The sequence below is a fragment of the Mycobacterium sp. AZCC_0083 genome (assembly GCF_014202335.1).
Classification (GTDB): Bacteria; Actinomycetota; Actinomycetes; order Mycobacteriales; family Mycobacteriaceae; genus Mycobacterium.
Window position 1 is genome coordinate 143,685 of the sequence record NZ_JACHGP010000013.1, and the last position, 15,747, is coordinate 159,431.

The 15,747-nt window shown below is 67.3% G+C and carries 16 protein-coding genes and 1 riboswitch; of the genes, 6 read left to right on the forward strand and 10 right to left on the reverse strand.

The window, feature by feature from the left end; all coding sequences use genetic code 11:
• Positions 1-101: 101 nt before the first annotated feature.
• The 7 genes from HNP02_RS29205 to HNP02_RS29235 form a co-directional block, all read right to left on the reverse strand.
• Positions 102-1,694 carry a gamma-glutamyltransferase family protein gene (locus tag HNP02_RS29205; protein WP_184444120.1) on the reverse strand — a complete coding sequence of 531 codons (1,593 nt, stop codon included), beginning with the start codon at positions 1,692-1,694 and terminating at the stop codon, positions 102-104.
• Between the two features lie 23 nt (positions 1,695-1,717).
• Positions 1,718-2,497, reverse strand: a complete 780-nt coding sequence (locus HNP02_RS29210; protein WP_184444121.1) for an amino acid ABC transporter ATP-binding protein — start codon at positions 2,495-2,497, stop codon at positions 1,718-1,720.
• Between the two features lie 26 nt (positions 2,498-2,523).
• Positions 2,524-3,306 (reverse strand): amino acid ABC transporter permease, encoded by a 783-nt coding sequence (locus tag HNP02_RS29215; protein WP_184444122.1) that lies wholly within the window; start codon positions 3,304-3,306, stop codon positions 2,524-2,526.
• Between the two features lie 15 nt (positions 3,307-3,321).
• Positions 3,322-4,170 (reverse strand): ABC transporter substrate-binding protein, encoded by an 849-nt coding sequence (locus tag HNP02_RS29220; RefSeq protein ID WP_184444123.1) that lies wholly within the window; start codon positions 4,168-4,170, stop codon positions 3,322-3,324.
• Between the two features lie 113 nt (positions 4,171-4,283).
• Entirely contained in the window at positions 4,284-4,964 is a 681-nt protein-coding gene (locus HNP02_RS29225) for a TetR/AcrR family transcriptional regulator (RefSeq protein WP_184444124.1), read from the reverse strand.
• 66 nt (positions 4,965-5,030) lie between these two features.
• Entirely contained in the window at positions 5,031-6,212 is a 1,182-nt protein-coding gene (locus HNP02_RS29230; protein ID WP_184444220.1) for an enhanced intracellular survival protein Eis, read from the reverse strand.
• 18 nt (positions 6,213-6,230) lie between these two features.
• A complete protein-coding gene (locus tag HNP02_RS29235) occupies positions 6,231-7,706 on the reverse strand; it encodes a gamma-aminobutyraldehyde dehydrogenase (RefSeq protein WP_375373718.1) in 1,476 nt (491 codons plus the stop codon).
• 124 nt (positions 7,707-7,830) lie between these two features.
• Between HNP02_RS29235 and HNP02_RS29240 the strand changes: the two genes are divergently transcribed.
• From HNP02_RS29240 to HNP02_RS29250, 3 genes are read left to right on the forward strand one after another with little or no spacing between them, the layout of a single operon-like run.
• A complete protein-coding gene (locus tag HNP02_RS29240) occupies positions 7,831-8,352 on the forward strand; it encodes an Lrp/AsnC family transcriptional regulator (RefSeq protein WP_184444126.1) in 522 nt (173 codons plus the stop codon).
• Positions 8,349-9,734 (forward strand): aspartate aminotransferase family protein, encoded by a 1,386-nt coding sequence (locus HNP02_RS29245; RefSeq protein ID WP_184444127.1) that lies wholly within the window; start codon positions 8,349-8,351, stop codon positions 9,732-9,734. The genes HNP02_RS29240 and HNP02_RS29245 overlap by 4 nt, the downstream gene beginning before the upstream one ends.
• A gap of 22 nt (positions 9,735-9,756) precedes the next feature.
• Positions 9,757-10,752, forward strand: coding sequence for an SMP-30/gluconolactonase/LRE family protein (locus HNP02_RS29250; RefSeq protein ID WP_309241732.1), 996 nt, complete (start codon positions 9,757-9,759; stop codon positions 10,750-10,752).
• Between the two features lie 3 nt (positions 10,753-10,755).
• Here HNP02_RS29250 and HNP02_RS29255 read toward each other — a convergent pair whose 3' ends face one another.
• Entirely contained in the window at positions 10,756-11,388 is a 633-nt protein-coding gene (locus tag HNP02_RS29255; protein WP_184444129.1) for a TetR/AcrR family transcriptional regulator, read from the reverse strand.
• A gap of 119 nt (positions 11,389-11,507) precedes the next feature.
• Between HNP02_RS29255 and HNP02_RS29260 the strand changes: the two genes are divergently transcribed.
• A complete protein-coding gene (locus HNP02_RS29260) occupies positions 11,508-11,927 on the forward strand; it encodes an ester cyclase (RefSeq protein WP_184444130.1) in 420 nt (139 codons plus the stop codon).
• 265 nt (positions 11,928-12,192) lie between these two features.
• On the forward strand, positions 12,193-13,431 hold the full coding sequence (locus tag HNP02_RS29265) for a D-alanyl-D-alanine carboxypeptidase family protein (protein WP_184444131.1): 1,239 nt from the start codon (positions 12,193-12,195) through the stop codon (positions 13,429-13,431).
• 9 nt (positions 13,432-13,440) lie between these two features.
• Here HNP02_RS29265 and HNP02_RS29270 read toward each other — a convergent pair whose 3' ends face one another.
• Complete coding sequence (locus HNP02_RS29270) at positions 13,441-14,265, reverse strand: nitronate monooxygenase (RefSeq protein ID WP_184444221.1); 825 nt, start codon at positions 14,263-14,265, stop codon at positions 13,441-13,443.
• Between the two features lie 61 nt (positions 14,266-14,326).
• Positions 14,327-14,391, forward strand: a riboswitch (guanidine-III (ykkC-III) riboswitch).
• An 11-nt stretch (positions 14,392-14,402) separates the two neighbouring features.
• Here HNP02_RS29270 and HNP02_RS29275 point away from each other — a divergent pair.
• Positions 14,403-14,720, forward strand: coding sequence for a multidrug efflux SMR transporter (locus tag HNP02_RS29275; RefSeq protein ID WP_184444132.1), 318 nt, complete (start codon positions 14,403-14,405; stop codon positions 14,718-14,720).
• Here the strand turns inward: HNP02_RS29275 and yhjD are convergent.
• The gene (yhjD, locus tag HNP02_RS29280; RefSeq protein WP_184444133.1) at positions 14,717-15,736 is read right to left on the reverse strand and encodes an inner membrane protein YhjD; all 1,020 of its coding nucleotides are present in this window, start codon (positions 15,734-15,736) and stop codon (positions 14,717-14,719) included. The two genes, HNP02_RS29275 and yhjD, sit on opposite strands and share 4 nt — an antisense overlap.
• Between the last annotated feature and the right edge of the window lie 11 nt (positions 15,737-15,747).

The following is a 15,747-nucleotide window of genomic DNA, read 5'->3' on the forward strand; positions in this document are numbered from 1 at the left end:
GTCAATACCGGCGGCGGGGTCATTTCCTGTGAGTTTTGGGGTTGGGACGCCAACGAGCCCGCACCCAAGACGGGTGCGGGCTGGGTCGGTCTCGACGATCCCTAGGGCGTGGTCATCCGCGGGCAGTGCACGACGACCGCGGCGCCGTCCGAACGCGGGTCGGAGGCTGCCGTCATCGAACCGTCGGCGCCGGCGACGACGACGTTGGCGTGCCCGAGCGACTCGGTATGCGCGGCGACCCGGGTCGCAACCAGGCCGGCGTGGCCGATCGACCCGACGGCCACCGCGGGCATGTCGGCCTCCACCGTCACCGAATCGACCGTGGCTCCGTCTGCCTGGCGTCCGACGATCGCGCGCGGCGCGCTGACCGCAGCCTCTGCCGTCGCGCCGTCGACCTCGCGCAGCAGCACTTGCGCAAGGATCTGCGGTTGCCCCTGCCCGCCCATCGTCGCCAGCACGTGCCGGGGTGCACCCTGGTACATCGTCATTGCGGGCATCAGGGTGTGCGCGGGGCGCTTGCGTGGCGCGATGACGTTCGGCGATGCGGCGTCGAGCGAGAAACCCGTCCCGCGGTTGTGAAACAGAATGCCGGTGGCCGGGTCGATGAGTCCCGAACCGAAGGCGTCGTACACGCTCTGGATCAACGACACCGCATAGCCGTCGCCGTCAGCAGCGGCGACTCCGACCGTGTCACCATGCGGCACCGATGCCCGCTCGGCCAGCGCTCCGACCAGTTCGGCCGTCTCGTCGAGCCCATCGTTGACCAGCGCGGCCACGTCGACCTCCGCGTACCGCGGGTCGGCAAGGTGGGCGGCGCGTAACGCATTGCCCCGGTGGAAGACCCGCATCAGCGTGCCCAACCCGCGCCCCAGCGGGTCGTCGATGCCGAGTTCGTCGATTGCGCGCAGGGCCCGCAACAGTAGTAAACCGTGCGTGTTCGGCGGGCTGGTCAGCACCGTCAGACCGCGGAAGGCCAACGAGATCGGCGCAGGCGTCTCGGGCTGAAACGTCGCGAAATCATCGGCGCTCAAGGATGATCCGCGCGAACGGAGATATCCCACAGTGCGTTCGGCGATCTCGCCGGAGTAGAACGCGTCGGGCCCGTCCTGCCTGAGCGTCGCGAAGGTATCGGCCAGCGCAGGCTGGACGAAGGCATCCCCCTCGCGCAGCAGCCTGCCGCCAGCACGGAACACCCTGTCGAAGTCCTCGGTGCCGACCAGATCGGCATTCTCCGGATCGGCGAGATGGCCGGCCAGGGACGGCGCCACCGGCGCTCCCGCCCTTGCAGTGGACTCCGCGTCCGCCAGGGTGCGCTCCCAGGAGAGGCGAGCGCCGAAGCGGCGCAACGCCTCCCAGCCGCGGACACCGCCTGGCACGGTCACCGCATCCGCGCCACGTGCGGGTAGCCGATTGCCGTGCCTGGCCTGCAGGCCTGCCGCGTCAACCGCAGCACCCGCCCACCCAGAGGCGTTGACACACCGAACGGTTCCATCCGGCGTGCTGACGAGCGCAATGAGGTCACCGCCCAGTGCGACGTTGTGCGGGTACACGGCGGTGAGCACCGCGGCGGCGGCGATCGCTGCATCGATCGCGTTGCCGCCGTCGCGGTAGGCGCGCACTCCGGCCTCGGTGGCCAGTGCGTGCGGTGTGGCAAGCGCGCCGGTGAACGAACTCGGCGCCGCGGTGGTTGGCACGGTGTGAATACTCCTTGCTCGGATCAGGCGATGGTAGACAGGAAGGTCTTGGTGCGCTCGTGCTGCGGGTTGCTGAACAACCGCTCGGGCGGGGCGTCCTCGATGATCCGGCCGGCGTCCATCACGACGATGCGGTCGGCGACCTCGCGCGCGAACCGCATCTCGTGGGTGACGGCGACCATCGTCATGTGGTCAAGGGCGAGTTCGCGCATGACCGCAAGCACCTCGCCCACCATCTCGACGTCCAGTGCGCTGGTGGGCTCGTCGAACAGCATCACCTTGGGCCGCATGGCAAGTGCTCGCGCGATGGCGACCCGTTGTTGCTGCCCGCCGGAGAGCTGGCTTGGGCGTGACTCCGCCTTGTCGCTGAGACCGACGCGCTCGAGTAGTGCCAACGCATGTCGGCGCGCCTCGTCCTTGGGCGTGCCGAGCACCCGGACCGGACCGTTCCACACGTTCTCGGCGGCGGTCATGTGCGGGAACAGGTTGAAATGCTGGAATACGAAGCCGATCTCGCTCCGACGTCGGGCGAGTTCGGTGGTGCCGACCTTCTTGCCGCCGGTGAGGTCGCGGTGACCGATCGGCAGGCCGTCGATCAGGATCGAGCCGCTGTCGACTCGTTCCAGGTGGTTCAGCGACCGCAGCAGCGTGGTCTTGCCTGCGCCGGACGGTCCGATCAGCACCACCACCTGGCCGCGCATGACATCGAGCGAGACGTTGTCGAGGACCTTGCGGCCGCCGAGGGTGCAGCACACGTCGCGTACCGACACGATGGGCGCGGTCGTTTCCGCGGTGGCACTCATGGGTGATTCCTTCAGGTTCATGATCGTCATCCCTGCGGTTGGAGAGCCGGTGCGGCGCGGCGGGCGCCGAGAAGCCGCTGGGTGATCGGGATCCGCTGCTCGATGCCGAGCTGCCGCGCCAACCGGCTCTCGATGTACGCCTGGATGAACGTCCAGATCGTGGTCAGCGCAAGGTAGTAGATCGCTGCGACGATGAAGATCTCGAACGTGTGGAAGGTGTACGAGCTGATCGACTGCGTCACCAGGAACATCTCGCTGACCCCGATCACGGACAGCACCGACGTCGTCTTCATCATGCCGTTGAAGGAGTTGCCAAGCGGCGGGACCATGACGCGCAGTGCCTGCGGCATGATGATCCACCGCATCACCTTGCCCGGTTTCATGCCGATCGCCGCCGCCGCCTCGAACTGGCCCTTCGGCACGGAATCCAGTCCGGCACGGATGATTTCGGCGATGTAGGCGCTCTCGTTGATCATCAGCCCGATGATCGCGGCTTGTACCGCGGCCTTCAGCGACATGCCAAGCAGCCCGACATCGTGGAACTGGTAGAGGCCCACGGCGGCAAGGCCGGTGTAGATGAGCACCAGTTGTACGAGCAGCGGGGTCCCGCGAATCACCCAGATGTAGACGCCCGCAGACCAGCGCAGTGCGGCGAACCGGGAGCGCCGCATGAGCGCGACGACCAGTCCGGCGACTATGGCCAGCACCATCGCCACCACCGAGATCACGATGGTCAGGACCAGACCATCGAGGAAGGGCTCACTCGGAGTGAACAGGGCCTTCCAGAAGAATTGCCAATCGAATTGCATGGCGGCCGCCGCCGATCACTTCTGAATGCTGAGGTCGGTCTGACCCCACTCGGCGATGATCTTCGCGTAGGTCCCGTTGCTCTCGAGCTCGCTCAGTGCCTGCGCAATCGCATTCTGCAGCTCCGTGTTTCCCTTCAGCGTCGCTGCGCCGATCTTGATGGTGCCGAAGGGTTGGCCCGCCATCTGGATCTGCGCACCGGTCTTGGTGGCGTAGTAGCCGAGCGTCTCCGCGGTGTCGAGGTAGGCATCGACCTGCCCGTTCTGCACCTGTTGGATCGACACGTCGGCATGGTTGTTGCGGTTGATGTCGATCGACGGCTTGCCCGCGGCCGTGCACTTGTCGGACTGCTCCTGGGACAGCGATTCGGCTGTGGTCCCGACGGCGACCATCACCTTCTTGCCGCACAGGCTGTCGTCCATTCCGGTGATGTCGGCGGGGCGCTCCTTCGATACCGCGATGCCGGTGCCCGAGTACAGGTAGGGCACGAAGTCGACGACCTTTTCGCGCTCCGGCTTGATGTAGAGCTGGGCCATGATCACGTCGCACTGCTTAGCCTGCAACGTGGGGATGACGGCCGCGAAGGCGGACTGGACGTACTCGGGTTTGAGACCCAGTTGCGCCGCGAGCGCCTTGCCGAGGTCGACCTCGCTGCCCACCAGCGCGCCGGTCTCGTCGTGGTAGACGCTCGGCGGCGTGCCGTCGTTGGGTGCGCAGATCTTGAGCGTGCCTGCCTGCAGGATCGCCGGCGGGGCGACCTTCGCGGGACCGGTGGGCGCGGGCGTCGACTCCCCCGACGACGAACAGCCGGACAGGGCGAGCACTGCTGCGCCCGCGATGACGCCGGCGAGGACGGTCTTCTTCACGGTTCCTCCAAGGTCGGTTCGACGTGACCTATCGAACGATAGGTGACTATCGATCGATAGGCATCTTTTCCGCGAAGTTCATCCCCAATTGGTTCCGATGAAGGTGGTGACGACTAGCGAATCGGGGTGGCGATCGCAAGCTCGTCGAGGCGCAGCAGCGTGACCTCGCGGATCCGCTCGAGCGCCTGCTGGTCGACGAGCAGGCCCCGCACCACGAAGTCGGCGGCCTGCAGCGGGCGACCCTCCCGGACCCGGCCACTGGGGCCGCCCTGCTCACGAAGCGTCTCGAACAGCACGCCGTTCACGGCTCGCTGCATGAAGCTCGGCTCGAAGTCGACGAACTCGCCCGCGTCCCCGCCACTGGAGATGACGTGCTCGACCTGCTGGTGGAACAGCGCGATGCCCTCGCGCTCATCGGCGAACTCCGCCAATCCGAGCACCGCATCCTGGTAGAGGCCGCGCGCATCGAAGGGCTGAACCAACGCCTCGCGCACGTCACACGCGATCGCTAGATGAAGTTTCTCGGCCCACGTCGAGTCCTCCTCGATGCGGCGGCTCATCCGGTCGATCGACGGTCCGAGATCCAGTTCGACCAACGTCCGGAAGATCTCGTGTTTGGCCTCGAAGTGGTGGAACAGCGACGGCTGCCTGATCTGCACGTCATCGGCGATGTCACGGGTCGAGGTGCCGAAGTAACCGCGCTGGGCGAACAACGCCGACGCCGCAAGCAGGATACGACCCCGCGTCGACGACCAGTCGACGACAGGGGGTCGCCAGTCACGTCCGTACTTCACGGCTCGATTCTGTCATCGCCATCCACGGCCCCCTGGGACGCGGCGACGTTAGAAGTGGCCGTGACATTAGAAATGAAAACCGAGCTGCGCGGGAACGTCGCTTCGGAACGCGGCGTCCAGTCGCGCCAGCGACTCCGGATCACCGCCCCGGATGCGGTTCGCCGCGGCCAGGGTCGCGACAGAGTGTGCACCGAGATACACGCTGCCAAGCACGTCGAGATCCATCGTGAACTCCGGCTGCGCGTCCGTGCGGGCGCAACGGGCCCGGCCGTCGCGGATCTGCAACGCGAATCGTCCTCCGTCGGAACGGAACTCGTCGCCGATCTCGACCACGGTGTCGAGATCCGCCTGGTACGTGCGCGCTTCGAGGGCAGCGGCCACGTCCATGATGCGCAGCCACAGGCCGTCTTCCGATGCGGTGGTGCGGACCAGACGCGAGTCGGTCAGCAGGTACGGCAGCGGGTCGGCGGGGTGACTGAGCGCGACGATGGTCTCGACCAGATCGAGCCCGAGCAGCGCACGCCACAACGCCACGTGCGCATCTGGCGTCACCGCGTTGAACTCCTCGACGCGAACGGTTTTGGGATGCCGCCCGTGCACGCGGTAGAGCAGATAGCCGTCCGGATGCAGGAACGCGAACCACTGGGTGGCACCGCGCCGCGAGCCCTCCCAGTCGGCCAGCAGGTCGTCCCACAGCGGCAATGGGCGCTCGGTACCGCCCGGCGTGCCCCGCCGGTAGCGGTCGTAGATCGCGGCGAACTCGTCGCGGTGTGCACTGGCGGAGATCACGCGTACCCCACCGGGGTCGGGGGCGTCGGGATGGAACTGGGCGAAGCGGCGATCCAGAGTCAGCTCCGTTTCGACCGTCGCCGGGCCGTAGCCGAAGCGCCCATAGATGCCACCCTCACTGGCGGTCAGTGCCGCGAACGGGTAACCGGCGTCGGCGAGCCGCTGGTGCAACTCGACGTACATCGCGCGCAGCAGACCTCGCCGACGGTGCGTCGGCGCGACCCCCACCCAGGTCACCCCGGCGCAGGGCACGACCGCTCCCCCGGGCACGGTGAGCAACAAGTCGAGGGAGTGCGCCATCGCGACCACGTCGTCACCGTCGCTGACCACCACCGAACTGCGCGGTGGCATCAACGTCCGCCAGGCCGTGATGGTCTCGGGTCGCCAAAACGAGCCGAAGCTGGTGGCGGTCAGCAGCGCCACGCCCGGCCAGTCGTCGTCGGTGATGTCGCGAACGATCACATCGGCTCCTCCGGGTCACCGCTTGCTGAAGATGATCCGGTGCCAATCCTTGTCCGCGGCGGCGGTGATGTCGCTCATTACGTGCTTGATGGTCTGGTATTCCTCGAACGAATAGTCGCTCATGTCCTTGCCGAAGCCCGAGGCGCCGACGCCGCCGTGCGGCATCTCGCTGATGATCGGGATGTGGTCGTTGATCCACACGCAGCCGGCCTTGATCTCGCGCGACGCGCGCTGCGCCCGGTAGACGTCGCGGGTCCATGCCGAGGCCGCCAGCCCGTACTCGGTGTCGTTGGCCTGACGCAGCGCATCGTCGTCGTCGGTGAACGCGCGGGCCACCAGTACGGGCCCGAAGATCTCACTGCGGTAGGCCTCCGAGCGCTCGTCGACGTCGGCGATCAGGGTGGGCCGGTAGAACGATCCGGGCAGGTCGGGGATGGTGCCGCCGGTGACGACGCGACCGCCCTCGCCGGGCGCGCGGGCCACGATGGCCGCGACCTTGTCGCGGTGCGCGGTGGTGATCAGCGGGCCGAGATCGGTGTCTGGGTCGTGCGGGTCGCCGACGACGATGCCGCTCATCACCTCGGCGACGCCTGCCACGAAGTCGTCGTACAGGTCACGCGCGACGATCGCCCTGGTGGCCGCGGTGCAGTCCTGCCCAGAGTTGATCAGCGACGCCGCGACGGCGCCCTGGATCGCGGCGTCGAGATCGGCGTCGTCGAACACCACGAACGGCGCCTTTCCGCCGAGTTCGAGCTGGGTGCGGTGGCCGTGCGCGGCCGCCGCGGTCATCACCTTGCGACCCACCGCGGTGGAGCCGGTGAACGTCACCAGGTCGACGTCGCGGTGCCCGGCCAGTGCCGTGCCGACGTCGGCTCCCGCGCCGGTGACGACGTTGAACACGCCGTCGGGCAGACCGGCCTCGCTGGCCAGGCGGGCCAGGGTCAGCGTGGTCAGCGGCGTGACCTCGGCAGGCTTGATCACCACCGAGCAGCCTGCGGCCAACGCGGGCAACACCTTCCAGACCGCCATCTGCAGGGGGTAGTTCCACGGCGTGATGGTCGCGACGACGCCGATCGCCTCGCGCCGGATGCTCGAAGTGTGATCGGCGGAGTACTCGGCGGTCGCCTTGCCCTCCAAGTGGCGGGCCGCGCCTGCGAAGAAGTCGATGTTGTCGATGCTGCCGGGGACGTCGAAATCTGTGGCCAGTCGTACCGGCTTGCCGGTCTGGCTGACCTCCTCGGCCACCAGTTCGTCGGCATGTTCGCCCGCCAGTTTGGCCAGCTTGGCCAGCACAGCCGACCGGTCTGCCGGCGTTGCGGTGGCCCATCCCGGCAATGCCGTGCGCGCCGCCGCAACGGCTGCGTCGACGTCGGCCGTGGTCGCAAGGGCGTACTCCGCGACGACACCGCCGTTCGCCGGGTTGACGATCTTGAAATCGTGGCCGGCGGTGGCCACTGCGCCGCCGTTGATCCAGCTGCTCGCTTTGGTCATGGCCCAAACGGTAGCGGACCCGGCCGAACCCTGGCTGCGCATTACTGCCGTACCGGTGGTCGCAGACGCGCGATTTCATCGAGATAGTTGCCTGATTCGACGGATTCCGTGCACAATCGTGGGCATGGTCAAGCCGGACGCAACGCCCGGCATTCAAGCCGTGTCGTTGCGAATCAACCACTCGCGCCCTGGTGCCGCGTTCCAACTCGATGAGCTCTCCAAGGCGATCGTCGAGAAGTTGCAGCAGGACGGGCGGCGGTCCTACGCGGGAATCGGAAAGGCCGTCGGCCTGTCCGAGGCTGCCGTGCGCCAGCGCGTCCAGCGCATGGTCGACGCGGGCGTCATGCAGATCGTTGCCGTCACCGATCCGATGCAGCTGGGCTTCGCGCGCCAGGCCATGATCGGCATCCGGTGCACCGGCGACACGACCATCGTGGCGGAGAAGCTTGCCGCCATCGAATCCGTCGACTACGTGGTGCTCACCGCGGGGTCCTTCGACGCCATCGTCGAGGTCGTCTGCGAGGACGACGGTGACCTACTCGACCTCCTCAACACCAAGATCCGCGCCGTCCCAGGGGTGATATCCACCGAAACCTTGGTTTACCTGAAACTTGTCAAACAGCAATACAATTGGGGTACGAGATGACAGCAGTAGACGTAGCGCAGACGACAACGACCGACCTGGCAGCCAAGGCCAAGCGCCACCTGTGGGGGCACTTCGCCCGGCATGGCGACAACATCAACCCGGCCATCATCACCCGCGGCGAGGGCGTGCACATCTGGGACAGCGACGGCAACAAGTTCATCGACGGCCTGTCCGGACTCTTCGTCGTGCAGGTCGGCCACGGTCGCGCCGAGTTGGCCGAGGCAGCCGCCAAACAGGCTGAGACCCTTGCCTTCTTCCCGCTGTGGAGCTTCGGCACACCGCCCGCCATCGAGCTGGCCGAGCGCATCGCCGGATATGCGCCTGGTGACCTGAACCGGGTCTTCTTCACCACCGGCGGCGGCGAAGCCGTCGAGAGCGCGTGGAAGCTCGCCAAGCAATACTTCAAGCTGACCGGCAAGCCGGGCAAGTACAAGGTGATCTCGCGGTCCATCGCCTACCACGGCACGCCGCAGGGTGCGCTTGCCATCACCGGCATCCCCGATTTCAAGGCGCCGTTCGATCCGCCGACCCCTGGCGGTTTCCGGGTGCCCAACACCAACTTCTACCGGGCTCCCGAGCAGTACAGCACCGACCCCAAGGCGTGGGGCCGCTACTGCGCCGACCGGATCGCCGAGGCCATCGAGTTCGAGGGTCCCGACACCGTGGCCGCGGTCTTCCTCGAGCCGGTACAGAACGCCGGCGGCTGCTTCCCGCCGCCGCCCGGGTACTTCGAGCGGGTCCGCGAGATCTGCGACGAGTACGACGTGCTGCTGGTCTCCGACGAAGTGATCTGCGCCTACGGCCGGATCGGTTCCATGTTCGCGTGCGACGACTTCGGCTACGTGCCGGACATCATCACGTGCGCGAAGGGTTTGACGTCGGGCTACTCGCCCATCGGCGCGATGATCGCCAGCGATCGGCTGTTCGAGCCGTTCAACGACGGCAAGACCGTCTTCGGGCACGGCTACACCTTCGGCGGGCACCCGGTGTCGTCGGCGGTCGCGTTGGCCAACCTCGACATCTTCGAGCGCGAGGGCATCAACGCTCACGTCAAGGAGATGGCACCCGTGTTCAGGGCCACCCTGGAGAAGCTGTACGACCTGCCAATCGTCGGCGACGTGCGCGGCGAAGGCTTCTTCTACGGCATCGAACTGGTCAAGGACAAGGCGACCAAGGAGACCTTCAACGACGAGGAATGCGAGCGGCTCCTGCGCGGCTACCTCACTCCCGCACTGTTCGAGGCAGGGTTGTACTGCAGGGCCGACGACCGTGGCGACCCAGTCGTCCAGCTGGCGCCGCCGCTGATCAGTGGTCAGAAGGAATTCGACGCGATCTACGACATCCTGCGCGGTGTGTTGAGCGAAGCCAGCCGACGCATGTAGCCACGGCGTTATGGTCGGCGGCGTGCCACCGAAGAGCAAGCCGCCGATCCATCCCGTCCGTTGGCAGCCGCCGCCCGTTGACCCGATCCCCGACCAGCCCGGTGGATCGGTCACGGTCGTCGCACTGCCCGGCGACGGCCCCGAGGACATCGTCGTCGATGCCGACGGTCGGCTCTGGACCGGTCTTGTCGACGGCCGCATCGTGCGGATGTCACCGGACGGCGGCGAGCCCACCGTCGTCGCCGACACCGGTGGCCGCCCGCTCGGCATGCACGTCGCCCGCGACGGTCGGGTACTCATCTGCGACAGCTACCGCGGGCTGCTGGCACTGAGCCCCGACAGCGGCGAGCTGACGACCCTCGTCGAGTCCGTCAATGGCCGGAAGTTGAAGTTCTGCTCCAACGTCACCGAAACATCCGACGGCACAATCTATTTCACCGAGTCGACGAGCGACTTCCACTTCGAACACTTCCTCGCACCGATCCTCGAGGCGCGCGGCACCGGAAGCTTGTTCCGCCTCGCGACCGATGGCACCGTCACCACGCTCGTCGACGGGTTGTACTTCGCCAACGGGGTGACGGTGACCGCCGACGGCTCTGCGCTGGTGTTCGCCGAGACGATGAAACGCAGTCTGTCCAAGTACTGGCTGGCGGGCCCGGCGGCCGGAACCGTGACGCCGCTCGCGGTGCACCTGCCCGGCATGCCCGACAACATCTCGACGGGGTCCGACGGCCGGATCTGGGTCGCGTTGGTGACACCGGCCAACCCCACCGCCGAGGGCCTGATGCCGCGGGCGCCGTGGATTCGAAAGCTGATCTGGCGACTCCCGGCGCAACTGCAGCCGAAGGTCAAACCCGAGATCTGGGTGGTGGGCTTCGACGCGGACAACGGCGCCGCGGTCGGCGGCATCCGGACGACGCATCCCGACTTCGGCGGCGTTACCGGTGTCGTCGAATCGGCTGGCCGAGTGTGGATGTCGACGATCGAGTTCCCCGCCGTCGCCTACTTCGAGCCGTAACGGTTACCGGCCCGACTCTTCGATCGCCGTCTTGACGATCGCGCGAGCCGACCAGCACATGACCTCCACGGCCGCGGTCTCGTCGAGATCGAGGGCATCACGCGCCACGATCAGGGCTTCACTTCCGCAGAGGAACATCAAGGCCCGCATCAAACGCAAGAGCGCAGCCGCGTCGAGGGTCGACTGCAGTGGCTGCAGCACGATCACCAGCGCGTCGCGGCGGGTGGTGCCGCGCACCGGCACGCGTTCGCCGGCCTCCAGTTCCTGCTGGGCGAACCATCGCTCTTGTACGGCGCGCACGGATTCCCGCCAGAGCGCCTCATCGGCGAACTGGAGGCGAGCGATCCGACGGATGACGATCTCGACCCGCTCTACGACGTCGTCGGGCAGGTCGGCGGTGAGCTCGTCGGCCGAGACCCTGCGGACCGCGACGTCGGCCCACAGCGAATGCGTGTTGGGAAAGTACCGGTAGGCGGTGGCAGGAGAGATGTTCGCCGCCTCGGCAATCTGGCCGATCGACGGCGACACCCCGCTACGCACGAGGTCGGCCGCGGCATCGAGTAGCGCCGCCCTGGTGCGCTGCTTCTGCTTGATCCGACCGTCGGTCAGGGAGACACGGTCCGGTGCGTCAGCCATCGCCCCACGATATCAGCCTCTCGTAATGAGACATTCAACTTGTCATGAGAATTACTTCTCATTAAGGTCGGTTTCGCCAGGACCCACTCGGCCGGGCGTGCCAATCAGAAGGAGCTGAAGTGACACCCGAAGAATTCGATGCGCTGTTCGACCGCCATGGCGCAGCCGAAGCCGCAAAGGACATTGACGCGGTGATGGCCACGCTCGCCGACGACGTGGAGCACGACGTCGTCGGAGACCCCGACGGAGTCCTGACCGATGCGGACGCCATCAAGAAGCGGTACCTCGCGCTCTTCGACACCTTCGCCGACGAAACCCTGACCCCGCTGCGCCGCTACTACGGCGCCGACTTCCTCGTCGACGAGTCGTTGTTCGAAGGCAAGATCGTCAACGACTTCCTTGGCCTGCCCGGGCAAGGCCGTCACATCACCTTCCGCTTGCTGCACATCCTCGAAACCCGCGACGGCCTTATCGGCCGGGAGAACGTCTGGCTGGATGCCGCCGCGATCGTCGCCCAACTCTCAAGCCCAGCAACATAATTCAGATTCCCTTCGCCTCATCCACCATCGGGGGGTTCCGATGCATCTCAAATTCAGAACCATTGCAAGGACGACGACGGCTGTCGTGGGGTCGGCCGTAGCGGCAGTGATGGTTTCGGCACAGGCCAAGGCGGCTCCGAAGCCGATTGGTCGCACGGTTGGTCGAGACGCTGGCGATGCCGCGACCTCATCCGTAGCAATAGTCACTCCAGTAACAGCGTGGCTACCAGAAAACAGGGGCTCGATCTCCTACCCTGCAGACACGATGGCTACCTTCGGATCCGCCCCGCGCCGGGCAGCGTGCCTGCTCGCGGCAGCCGCACTGCTGACCGCACCCGCCCTGGTCAGCACACCCGTCGCACACGCCGACGACGCCTGCCCGTACCGCGTCACGACGCCCCCGGCCGTCGACTCGTCGGAGGTCCCGACCGCGGGTGATCCGCCTGCCCCGCTACCGGTACCGGCCACCCCGCTCGGCGGCGATGCCCTGTCCAGCTGTGGCACCGTCACCGCGCCAGGCACGCCCCCGCTGCCCGGCGACGTGTCCGCCGAGGCGTGGCTCGTCGCCGACCTCGACACCGGCGAGGTCATCGCCGCCAAGGACCCGCACGGTAGGCACCGACCGGCCAGCATCATCAAGGTCCTGGTGGCCATGCAGGCGATCAAGGACCTGCCGATCCACAAGCAGGTGATCGGCACCGTTGACGATTCCAATGCCGAGGGCACCAGGGTTGGCGTCGACGAGGGTGGCGTGTACACCGTCGACGACCTGCTCCACGGCCTGCTCATGCACTCGGGCAACGACGCCGCGCACGCCTTGGCGGCCCAACTCGGCGGCATGGACGCCGCGACGGGCAAGATCAACGATCTGGCCGGCAAGCTCGGCGGCCGCGACACCCGGGCGGCCACGCCGTCGGGCCTTGACGGCCCCGGCATGAGCACCTCGGCCTACGACCTCGGACTGTTCTACCGCTACGCCTGGCAGAACGCCGTCTTCGCCGACATCGTCGCCACCCAGAAGTACGACTTCCCAGGGCATCCCGGCAACGCCGGCGAGGAGAACAACCCCGGCTACGAACTCGAGAACGACAACCAGCTGCTCTACAACTACCCCGGCGCCATGGGTGGAAAGACCGGCTACACCGATGACGCAGGCCAGACCTTCGTCGGCGCGGCCAACCACGACGGGCGCCGACTGGTCGTGATCATGCTGCACGGCACCCGCCTGCCGATCGCCCCGTGGGAGCAGGCCGCACACCTGCTCGACTACGGCTTCGCGACCGCGCCGGGTACCAAGGTCGGCGCGTTGATCGAGCCAGACCCCTCTCTTCGGGTGACGAAGGTCGATCCGGCAACCGACCCCGCAGCCGCCCAGAACGTCGCCGCCGAACTGCCTCCCGCCGACGCGACGCCGGTCAGGGTGGGCGTCGGCGTCGTTGGGGCAGTGGTGGTCTTCGCTCTGATCATGGCCGCGCGCTCGCTCAACCGCCGACCGCTGGGCTGAGGCGCCGCTTCAGCTCCAGCGGCTCAGCAGGTCCAGCGCGCCGTCGCGCAGACCCGTGACCAGCTCCGCCGCTCCCATCGACTGGCGCACCACGCCGACACCCTGACCGGCATTGACCGGTGTGCCGCGCAGTACCCGCTCGGGAATGGCTGCCGGCCAGCGGTATCCGGCGGCGACGTCGAACTCGCGGGTGAGCTCGGTGGCATCGCCTGCGGCGTCGAGCAGCTCGGCCCGCGCCGGCCCAGGTGTCAGCGCCTCCTGGCATGTCGAGAACACCGTGCCGAGCCACCCGGCGGACGCACCAGCCGCCAGCACTGCGGCCAGCCCCCTCGCCGAGGAGATGCCCCCGGCGGCCAGTACAGGAACGTCGACCGCGTCGAGGACCTCTGTCAGCAGCGGCAACGTACCCATGGCCGGCTCCCCATGCCCGCCGCCTTCCGCCCCGCGGGCGACCAGGACGTCCACCCCGGCATCGACCGCGCGCCGAGCCGCGCTCGGATCGGCGATCTGCGTCACCACCGTCACGCCGGCATCGTGTGCGCGCCGCACCCAACTCCAGTCGTCGCCAAAGCTCACCGACAGCAGGGCGGGACGCGCGGCCAACGCGACGTCGAACAGCTCGGGGTCATCCTCCATCACCCAGTGCACCAGGCCGATCCCGAACGGCAGGTCGAAGTCGCCGAGAACGGCCAGCTCGCGGCGCAACCCGTCCGCAGACGCCGAACTACCCATCCCGATCATGCCGAGACCGCCTGCGCGCGATACCGCCGCGGCCAGCCGGCCACCGGCGGCCCCGCCCATCGGCGCATTCACGATCGGCACGGCGATGCCCATCGCCTCCGACCACGTGGTGACCAACGGCACGACACGCCATGTTACTTCGTTGTCACAATGGATGACGCCAGCACATGGCACCGGACGAGGCAGCACCGTACCCGGCCAGCGACAAGACGGAGCTCCGGAGGTGTGCCATGGCTTGGTTGATCCTTGTCGTCTCGGGTGTTCTCGAAGCGATCTGGGCGACGGCCCTTTCCAAATCCGACGGTTTCACCCGTCTCGCGCCATCGGTGACGTTCGGCGTCGCCCTGGTGTTGTCGATGGCGGGGCTCGCCTTCGCAATGCGAAGTCTCCCGCCAGGAACCAGCTACGCGGTCTGGGTTGGCATCGGCGCGGTGCTCACCGTCGGCTACGCGATGCTGACCGGCGCCGAAGTGACGTCAGCGGTCAAGGTGCTGCTGATGCTCGGCATCGTCGCGTGCGTCACCGGGCTGAAGGTCGTCGGCCACTAACGGCGCCAGAAGCGCGAAACCCCCAGCGCGCCAAGGGCGCCGATCGCGATTCCGGCCAAAGCGCCGGATACTCCGATCCCCGCGTGCACCTGCACGCGGGGAGTGATCACCGCGGGGTCTGGCGGGCCGACCGGTGCGGCGGCGAGACTGTCCGCCGACGTCGCGGCCCATGCCGTCGAGAACAGGATCAGTCGCGCGGTGATGTAGGCGAAGACCATCAGGCCAAGCACCGGACCGAACGTGGCGCCCGCCGGTCCGTGAATCACCGACTGCAGGTAGATCGACGCCACCTGTTTGAAGATCTCGAAGGCGACGGCCGCCAGCAGCCCCGCACGCACCGAACTCCGGAAGCTGACCGACTCACGCGGCAACCGGGCGATGATCCAGGTGAACAGCAGCCACGACACCACCAATGACAACAGCCACGACGCCACCCGCAGCAGTCCACCGATGGCCGAGACATCATGTATGCCAACCCAACCCAAGACCCGGGTCATCACCGACTCGTTGCCAAGGGCGGTCAGCGCGATGGTCAGCGTCATCGCCACGAACGTCGACAGCAGGGCGATCAGATCCGACACCTTGGTCATCACGAAGTTGCCGGTCTCGCTGCGCTGCTCCCACATGGCGCTCAGCGCTTCGCGCAGGTTGGCCATCCAGCCAAGCCCGGCCCATGCGGCGGTGGCCAGGCCGATCACACCGACCGAGGTCCTGGACGCGATCGCCGAGTCCATCAGCTTGATCAATTGCGGGCCAAGGTCGCCGGAGAAGCTCGCCTTGATGTTTGCCTCGATGCCGTCGAGGAGATCCGGCCTGCTGGCCAGGACGAAACCGCCAGCCGCGAAACCGACCATCAGCAGCGGGAACAGCGCGAAGATCGTGAAGTAGGTGATGCCGGCTGCGTAGAAGTCGCCCTTGCTGTCCTGATAGCGCTCCTGCGCCCGCATGACGCGGTCCAACCAGGCGAATCTGGCTCGCAGTCGGTCCATGAAACCCGGTTTGGCCGGCTCGGTCACACCAGCCTCCT

Excerpts from the sequence above, each read along its gene's own strand:
- HNP02_RS29210 (WP_184444121.1), bottom strand. The coding sequence starts at position 2,497 with ATGAGTGCCACCGCGGAAACGACCGCGCCCATCGTGTCGGTACGCGAC.
- HNP02_RS29215 (WP_184444122.1), bottom strand. The coding sequence starts at position 3,306 with ATGCAATTCGATTGGCAATTCTTCTGGAAGGCCCTGTTCACTCCGAGT.
- HNP02_RS29235 (WP_375373718.1), bottom strand. The coding sequence starts at position 7,706 with ATGACCAAAGCGAGCAGCTGGATCAACGGCGGCGCAGTGGCCACCGCC.
- HNP02_RS29240 (WP_184444126.1), top strand. The coding sequence starts at position 7,831 with ATGGTCAAGCCGGACGCAACGCCCGGCATTCAAGCCGTGTCGTTGCGA.
- HNP02_RS29245 (WP_184444127.1), top strand. The coding sequence starts at position 8,349 with ATGACAGCAGTAGACGTAGCGCAGACGACAACGACCGACCTGGCAGCC.
- HNP02_RS29255 (WP_184444129.1), bottom strand. The coding sequence starts at position 11,388 with ATGGCTGACGCACCGGACCGTGTCTCCCTGACCGACGGTCGGATCAAG.
- HNP02_RS29265 (WP_184444131.1), top strand. The coding sequence starts at position 12,193 with ATGGCTACCTTCGGATCCGCCCCGCGCCGGGCAGCGTGCCTGCTCGCG.
- HNP02_RS29270 (WP_184444221.1), bottom strand. The coding sequence starts at position 14,265 with ATGGGCATCGCCGTGCCGATCGTGAATGCGCCGATGGGCGGGGCCGCC.
- HNP02_RS29275 (WP_184444132.1), top strand. The coding sequence starts at position 14,403 with ATGGCTTGGTTGATCCTTGTCGTCTCGGGTGTTCTCGAAGCGATCTGG.